At 50.7% G+C, this 8,355-nt stretch carries 5 protein-coding genes; all 5 read right to left on the bottom strand.

All coding sequences use genetic code 11. From position 1 onward, the window contains the following. On the bottom strand, positions 1–3,149 hold a 3,149-nt coding region (locus PsW74_RS08465; RefSeq protein ID WP_193777954.1), incomplete at its 3' end, for an autotransporter-associated beta strand repeat-containing protein. A 790-nt stretch (positions 3,150–3,939) separates the two neighbouring features. After that, on the bottom strand, positions 3,940–4,296 hold the full coding sequence (locus tag PsW74_RS08460; protein ID WP_082830507.1) for a RidA family protein: 357 nt from the start codon (positions 4,294–4,296) through the stop codon (positions 3,940–3,942). A 94-nt stretch (positions 4,297–4,390) separates the two neighbouring features. Beyond that, positions 4,391–5,038 carry a DUF3726 domain-containing protein gene (locus PsW74_RS08455; RefSeq protein WP_063289735.1) on the bottom strand — a complete coding sequence of 216 codons (648 nt, stop codon included), beginning with the start codon at positions 5,036–5,038 and terminating at the stop codon, positions 4,391–4,393. Then, positions 5,039–6,733, bottom strand: a complete 1,695-nt coding sequence (locus PsW74_RS08450; protein WP_244271774.1) for a hypothetical protein — start codon at positions 6,731–6,733, stop codon at positions 5,039–5,041. It lies immediately after the preceding gene. Positions 6,734–6,809: 76 nt separating this feature from the next. Then, positions 6,810–8,354, bottom strand: a complete 1,545-nt coding sequence (locus PsW74_RS08445) for a BCCT family transporter (protein ID WP_057462238.1) — start codon at positions 8,352–8,354, stop codon at positions 6,810–6,812. Position 8,355 lies beyond the last annotated feature (1 nt).

The raw sequence follows: 8,355 nt of genomic DNA, 5'->3' as shown, positions 1-8,355 counted from the left end.
ATTTGATCAACATTTGTCATTCCAGATACCGGATCAGAGCCAAACTCCATTTCCAGCGTGCCGCCAGTGCCAGTAGCATCCAGACTGCCGAGCGTGATTATGCCGAACGAAGCGCCGGGGGCGATAACGCCGCCATCCAGTGTCACACTGCCACTTGCAGTTCCATGCCCGCCCAAACGTCCTCCAGAGGCAATCGTAAAACCTGCTTGAACAGATGCAGTGTTAAAGTCTGTCGTATCGCCAATCAGCAACGTTCCTTGCTGAACCGTCAGGCCCGCTCCAAATGAGTTGCTACTGCTATTGAACACAAGCGATCCGCTGCCCGTCTTGGTGAAAGCTCCTGTGCTGGTTACAGTGTTCGTAAGCTGTAACGTCCTGTTAACGTTTTGCACCTCTACCGTACCCCCGGAAGCTCCAACAGTCAGCGCGTTATAGCTTTGCGTTCCAGTTCCGCTAAAAGCCAGCGTGGCCCCGTCCAGTGTGGTGGTTCCTGTGCCCAGCTGAGAGACCTGAGAGACCTGCAAGGTTCCCACAGAAACGGTCGCCCCGCCGCTAAAGGTGTTGGTGCCGGATAGGACAAGAGTGCCTGCTCCGGTCTTGATCAGGCTGCCTGCACCGGCCAAGTTGCCGGAAAGCGTCAGAGCACCTGCGGCACTAGTCACATCGAACGTGCTGGCACCTGTCCCCAAAGCCACGGTCGATAAGGTGGCATTGGTGCTTGCTGTATAGCTAAGGGAGGTGCCATTGAGTGTAGTGGTCCCTGTACCCAGCTGATTGGCAGCCGAGATCGACAACCCACCGCCATTAACGGAGATAATACCGGAGTAGCTGGAGTTGTTACCTGATAAGGTCAATATACCAGATCCGGTCTTCGTTAGTGCACCAGAGCCGGAAAGGTCTCCGCTATAGGTTCCGTTTGTCGCTTGAGTAAAGGCCACAGTAGCCCCATTGGCGACAGACATGTCTCCCTGAATGTTTAAGCTATCGCCTTGCAGCGTTCCCGATGAAACTGTTGTTCCGCCGCTATAGGTGTTGGTACCGGTGAGGATGAGAGTACCGGCTCCGCTCTTGGTTAAGCTGCCCGTGCCCGAAAGGTCACTCGAAACCGTAATACTCGCTACACTATTGCTGACATCAAGCGTATTGTCAGCGGAACCTAAAACCAAATCGGCGAGGGTGACAGCGCTTGTACCTGTGTAATTGAGAGACCCACCATTGAGGGTAGTAGATCCCGTGCCAAGACGGTTCAGGTCATCAACTTGCAGTACTCCCGCTGAAATAACAGTCCCACCGCTGTAGCTGTTCGTCCCAGAGAGAACCAATGTCCCGCTGCCCTGCTTGGTTAGGATCCCTGTTCCCGAAAGATCGCTGCTAACCTCAAGTGTCCCAGAACTCTCAGTAACTTCCAAGGCGCCGCCTGCAGCACTTAAGACAAGATTTGAATATGTGGCACTTGTTGTTCCGCTGTAGCTCAGCGTTCCGCCATCAAGTGTCGTCGTGCCTGTTCCCAAACTGTTGATATCATCAACCTGCACACTTCCATCAGTTATGGTCGTGCCACCGCTATAATCATTCATGCCGGTCAAACGAAGAACGCCGGCCCCGTCTTTGCTAAGGCTGCCTGTTCCTGTCAACCCGCTTGAAACTGTAAAAGTGGCAGAGCTCTCCGAGACCTCAATCGTTCCGCCGCTACTGCCAATCGTTAGTGCAGAGGTTGAGCCACTTGCTGTGTCAGCATATAAAAACCTCCCACCATTAAGTACAGTAGAGCTATCATCTAGTTGATCAATATCTGTAACGCGAAGCGTCCCACCCGTGATCGTGTTGGTTCCTGAGTAAGAGCTGTTGTTCCCTGTCAATGTGGTTGTGCCGCTCTCAATGAGAACATCGCCGTCTCCAAAGAGCCCAGCATCAAATGTGTAATCTGTACTCGTATGATTAAAGACGATCACATCACGATTAGCTGTCAGGCGCACTTGATTGCCAATGAACGTACCAGCTGCTGTTGCCGCCTCTCCGGTCGCGGAACCAATATTTAATGTTCCACGAGCCCCAGCTTCTTGACCAAGCACCAATCTGCGATTTCCGCCAGTAATCTCTAAAACACCGCCATCAGAGAGTGTGATGGTCGCGCGAGCTGAACGACCTGCCACAATATTGGTTGCAGCCGTCCAGTTCGAGCCCGTGCCCGTAACAACAACTGAGCCCGTACCATTGAAGAGACCCATCGTGTTGTTCCCACGCGTATCAAGCGTCCCACCATCGGAAACGGTAATGGTTGCATCTTCTTGTCGGCCAATGATTATGTTTCCTGAAACAGTCCAGATTGAATCCGAACCAGAGATTGTCACCGCTCCATTACTGCTTGCAAATTCAGAAACAATAGAGTCTTGCGAGGTAACCGAACCACCATCAGAGATATTCAAGTTGCCACCAGCAGCTCCAGTTGCTCCAACTACAAGCTCGTCAGAAACATTCCAGGTTGATCCTGCTCCAGTTACATTCACTGTACCTAAATTGTTAGAAACGCCAAGCTGTCCATCTGTACTTGTAACGCTAGCGCCATTTTCAACATTGACAGTACCAGTACCAGCTATACCAACACGCAAACGATCACTCAGATCCCAAGTTGAGCCTGCATCTCGAATAGTAACAACTCCAGTGCCACTACCGCCATTGTTTTCGCCAACGGAGCTTTCACCTGTAATAAGAGCTCCACCTTGTTCGACAATCAGATCGCCCGTTCCACCATTCCCAACGATCAAGTCGTTATCAATGGTCCATGAAGATCCAGTTCCGGTAATCGTCGTTGTACCTTGAGACCCAAGCACTCCAACACGGCCCTGAGTACTAGCAACAGTAGCTCCATCTTCAATATTGAAGATACCCGTCCCTCCACGCCCAACACGAAGATTACCATCTGCAGTCCATGTAGAACCACTGCCAGTAACTGTCACCGTTCCTGATGAGCCATTCGTACCTAACGTGCTTACTTCACTGGTTAAGTCTCCACCTTGTTGAACAGTTAAAGTGCCAGCTCCGTTGTCACCAACGACGAGCGTGCCGCCAACATTCCAAGTATCTCCATGTGTGGAACCGGGCCCGCCAACCGTCTGGTTTGGGCCCAGGGGATTATCATCATCAATCACAGCCTGCGCATACACGTCAGGACGAGCCCATAACAATAATCCTAGAATTAAAACTGACCGTTGAAAGCGCAGAGTCACTATTTACTGTCCATTGGCTATGATTCACCTGTCACTACCTTAAGGGAGATGTAAATAAAATCTCTGCAAAACTCCATTTTCTTTAAATAAATTAACAGTAAATTAAATAATAATATCACGCATGAATACTAAGTGATAAAATATTACAAATATAAAACTGAATTCATCTTGCATATACTCAAGGTGCGAGGTTTCATATTTCAGCCATTATTAGGTATACCTAAGCAAGATGGGCTATGAAATAGTGAAGTGTCTAGCCCTTGAGCGAGTTGAAGTTGCTCGGATATGAGTGCTAACGCAGCCAACGGTACAGTTCACGCAATCCTCAAATTGCAAACAGCCTGATTTCTCATCGAGTCGTCGATGTCCCTCAGAAGGGCCAACTCACCTTAACTGCAGATGTGATTAGTTGCCTCAGATCACATTGTCTGCGAGTTGCAACACAGCGGACCGTTGCTTACTAAAAGGGTGAGGTGCTTACCTTCAATGGTAACTGAGATCTGATAGCAGTGGCAGCATTACGTCGGGCTCATATCCATTAAACCAAATTTCACCATCAACATTTTGCTATTTTGAATATGTGATACCCACTTACGCAATGTAGGACTCATCTTTTAGTTGATGATGGCAAATCTACAAGGTGCACATAATAAGCCTATTGATATAATTGATCAGTAGGCCTGACTGTCTACTGATCAACCTTGCAAGTCAGTTAGAGCGCTGCGAGCACCAGAACCTCGATTTTGTAGTGAGGTTTTGCCATGCGGGCCTCGACACAAACTCGTGTTGGGGCTGCGTTGAGATCAGCGACCCACTCATCCCAGACGTTATTCATCCCATCATATTCACGCATGTCTGCCAGCCAGATCTGGACGGAAAATACGTTTTCACGAGTTGTCCCTGCCTCAGCAAGCAAGCTGTCAACTTTTGCAAAAACGTCTTTTGACTGTTTGGTGATGTCACCCTCAACCAGCTGAGACACCTGACCTGCCAAGTGAACAACATCATTGTGAATTGCTATGGCAGAAAAGCGCTTCGAACCGCCTAGTTTTTTGAGTTCTGAGCTCATTTTTACTCCAGTTTTCATCAGTCAGCGTGTTCATGCAAACACCTGACCTCTTCCATCGGTTTTCTTAATCTTGAGATTGAAGAGCGGCTGCTGATCAGTCGTTGTCTGTCAGGCCAGCACCAGCGCCGCGCAGGCGGGATGCTTCTGTCGCCGGGGCGAAAGTTCGCTGTGCAAATACCCCAAGCCGGGCCCAACATGCATCCCCAACAACCGCTCTATGGATAGGTTTGCTTTGCGAGAGCATTTGTGCCGGAGCAGAGCATTCAACCCGTTTGGCATGGGAGGATAAAATCGCCTCCGAGTTGCCCCGAACACAGAGTTCCTTGCCATTGGTGACCATGCGCGTGCCTTCCCATTCCACAGCAACTGGCTGGCCAAGACGCAAGGCTGCACCAGATGCAAAAGGGACGACCAGCAATGGGTAATCAACTTCCAGCATTGTTATGATGTTGCCCAGCTCCATTTTGATCGCACAATCGCTCATCGCGGCGCCCGCAATGAGTGGGCTTAGCCTGCCCGCTGGAGCACGCCAGATGCCCTGAAGTGCCACCGGTGACAGGTCAACTGCTGGTAATCTGTCGTTCAACTCTAAGAGCGAGACCAGCAAATCCGGTCCAGGGAATCCAAAGGACGCGAGCCAGCGCGTTCCTTTGGCGGCCTCCTCACATAAGCCCCATGGCAACCCTGCACCGCGAGAAGCACGCTTGCACATCGCTTCGATTTCATTGAGAGAATAACTCATCTAGTTGCCCCTGCTCAGTGCTGGATAGACCCAGAAATCATCAGATTGTAACGCCAACTCCTCCGGATAAGGCGCGTTTGCATACATGTTGATGCGTACCCAACGATCAGAGCGCGGATCGAATTGCACTGCGCCGAAAAAGGCGAGTTTACATCTCAGCATATCGATCGGTAGAACATCGCTTGCAATCGTGTTGTCGCGGATTTCAGCATAGGGCGCCTGATTGACAATCTGAGCGCGGCGAACGATGTGACGGTATTCAGGATGCCTCAACAGAAACTGAGCGATGTTTTTGTCTTCTGGCCAGTGGCCCAGAGCATGATAAAGCGCAGCTGCATCACGTCCGGGCGCTAAAGGTTGCTCGTATTCTTCAATCGGCTCTTCAAAGCGTTCACCCAGACGTGGCTCCAGCTTCTCCTCTGAGACATACCAGGCCTTTGCTTTGTTCTGCTGATCACTCCAATCAATTTCCAATGCCCAACCATAGACCCGTTCCAGAACTTCCCGTAGATCCTGCAGTGTCATCGCTCCAGCAATGCGGAATGTTGGCGTGTTGTCAGCGGCCATGGTGTTTGCGAGATCATCAACAAGTGCGCCATAAGGCTCCAGCATCAAGGAAGTCAGGCACTCCTGCCCTTCCAGAGACAGTTCCTTTTCTGCCCAGGTATTTAGCTGGTTCCAAGGGTGATCATTTGCATCAGAGATGTTTTCGGCCTGCTGCTGCAACGACACAAGGTCACGCTTGAGCCCTTCAGTCTTTTCAGATTGGATCTGATGGTCCGTTGTCCAGGACGCGGTCAATAAAATGCTGCGCGCCAACAACTCACGAAAGAGTTCAATCTCTTGTTCACTTGCCTGAGGGAGTGCACGTACGCGTGCAGCCGCTTGTTCCCGCGCGGCAATCCAGTTGTTAAACAGTACAGGGTGATTGAGCAGAAATGGCGCCATTCCGAGGCCAGTTGAATTTCCGATGCCCATAGAACGGGCGATAGCAGGATCCAACTTTACAGCTTTTTCTCCCCCCTTCATTCGCGCCATATACTCGACAAGGTCGCGCACAAAAGCACGTGTCAGAAAGACGGAAAGCATCTCCACCTGGAACGGATTTTGAAACTCAGGACGGTCCGCGATCATTTCGCGATCAGCTGCCCCAAACTTGCCTGACCCATAAACAGCAGTGGTGCGCATGAGATATCCGACGGCTTCGATCTTCTCTAGATCCGGCTGCTCTCCCTCTGCCAGAGCCGCCACGATGTGCTCCCACAAACGCGTTGAGCGGTTGGCGCGTGACAGCGACAGCTCTGTCTCACAAATGCGCCCAGCCTCTTGCAAAGGTACGTTGCGAGAAAGACGTTCAATATCCTGAGAGGTTGGAATACCGTCAAAAAGAGTGAACGTTGCATCCCAGGCATCCGCGATCACGCGATCTGATCGTTTCTCAGCTGGAAGATCATGCGAGAAGGCAACAAGAGAGTAGGTTCGGTCCGGACCATGAGCGCAATAGACAGCATGCCCGACACCGTTTTCATCAATATCAAAGACAGGTCGGTCAAATCGCCAATTCTCATTCTGCATGCGTCTTAAAAGAATACGCATGAAGGACAGGCGCGATTGATGGATTGAACCGAGCCGGCTCAACTTCATCACCTTATCAGGTGAACGCAGCTGGATTGCATCGGTTTCACAAACACTCATAATCATCTCATCCTCTGGACAATCCGAAGCTTAAATTGCCCGAGCCATATTGGGTATATGTACTCGGGCAACATGCTTAGCTGTCTCTTCCTTTCGCTATTGTGATGCGCAAAGCATCCCAAAGTGACGGAATGAGTAGCAAGGATACTGGTACCGCTGTGATGACGATAAAGCTCTGCAACTTTGAAACGCCGCCAGACCCGACAGAAATCAGGATTATTGCCATCATGCCCATTGCAATTCCCCAGAACACACGGACTGCCATAGATGGTGTACCGCTCTTGGACATAGTGACAGAGATGACGTAGGTCATGGAGTCACCCGTTGTCGCTACGAAAATCGTTGTCAAAACCAAGAAGAGGATAGAGACAAAGAAGCCAAGCGGAAGTTGCTGTGTGATCGCTAGAAGTGCAGCTGGAAGGTTAAAGCCTTCAAAAGCAGTCGCGATTGAGCCAGCCTGCTGAAGTTCGAACGCAATCCCTGAACCGCCAACGATAGTGAACCAGAAGTTTGTGACAATTGGCGCAACAATGGACAGCATGATCACAATAGAGCGAATGGATCTACCACGAGAGACACGCGCGATGAACATCGCCATCAACGGCCCATATCCCATAAACCAGCCCCAGAAGAACACAGTCCACCAACCAAGCCAGCCCGGTTCTCCGAAGACACCAGCCTCACCGCGATAGAGCGCCATACCGAAGAAGTTGCCAAGGTATGTTGCAAAACCTGAAAAGAAGCTGTTGAAGATGAAGGCTGTAGGACCCGCAAGCAAAACGAAGAGCAGCAAACCGGCAGCCAGAATGACATTCAGGCGGCTTAGAAGCTGGATACCTCTGGAGAGACCCGAGATGGCTGAAATCGTATAGAGCGCGACCAGACCAGCAATCACGACAGCTTGTGTTGTAAACCCATCAGGTATGCCGAACAAATCACTCAGGCCATAGCTGACCTGCAACCCGAGGAAACCAATCGGACCCACGGTTCCAGCAACAACAGCAATGATACTTGACGCATCTGCTATGAGGCCAATTGGACCGTTGATCGCTTTGTCACCGAATACTGGGTAAAGCAATGTCCGCGGGGCGAGTGGTAATCCCTTTTCATAGTGATAATGCATCAGCATGACGGTGCTCAATGAGCCAAGGATTGCCCAGGCCAAAAAGCCCCAATGCATAAAGCTTTGTGCCATGGCTGCATCCACGGCAGCCTCCGTGCCGGCTTCTGCACCAAACAGTGGAGGCGATGACAAGAAGTGTGCCATTGGCTCGCCCGCAGCCCAAAAGACACCACCACCTGCCAGCAGAGTGCACATGATCATTGCGCCCCACTGGAAGACAGTAAACTCTGGCTTTGCAAGGTTGCCCATGATCGCCTTACCGCCCGGCAATACACAAAGGATCAAGCCCAATAGAAACGTTGACAGAAGCAGCACCTGCCAAAACAAGCCAAAGTATGTTGCTGAAATATTGAAGCCCCAATCAACAAATGCCGATAATACATCGAGATTGATGAGTGCGACTAAGCAGAAGAGCACGATAAAGCCACCTGTAATCGCAAGCAGCGGCATATTGGTATCGTTCGTATCCTCTACAGATTGCTTGGTAATGTCCGTCATG

It is taken from the genome of Pseudovibrio sp. W74 (genome assembly GCF_001623085.1).
GTDB lineage: Bacteria > Pseudomonadota > Alphaproteobacteria > Rhizobiales > Stappiaceae > Pseudovibrio.
The sequence above is the reverse complement of the archived record's forward strand: the minus strand, read 5'-3'. Positions and strand labels throughout refer to the sequence as shown.

Coding starts and splice junctions, on each gene's coding strand:
- PsW74_RS08460 (WP_082830507.1), bottom strand. CDS start 4,296: ATGAGCTCAGAACTCAAAAAACTAGGCGGTTCGAAGCGCTTTTCTGCC.
- PsW74_RS08455 (WP_063289735.1), bottom strand. CDS start 5,038: ATGAGTTATTCTCTCAATGAAATCGAAGCGATGTGCAAGCGTGCTTCT.
- PsW74_RS08450 (WP_244271774.1), bottom strand. CDS start 6,733: ATGAGTGTTTGTGAAACCGATGCAATCCAGCTGCGTTCACCTGATAAG.
- PsW74_RS08445 (WP_057462238.1), bottom strand. CDS start 8,354: ATGACGGACATTACCAAGCAATCTGTAGAGGATACGAACGATACCAAT.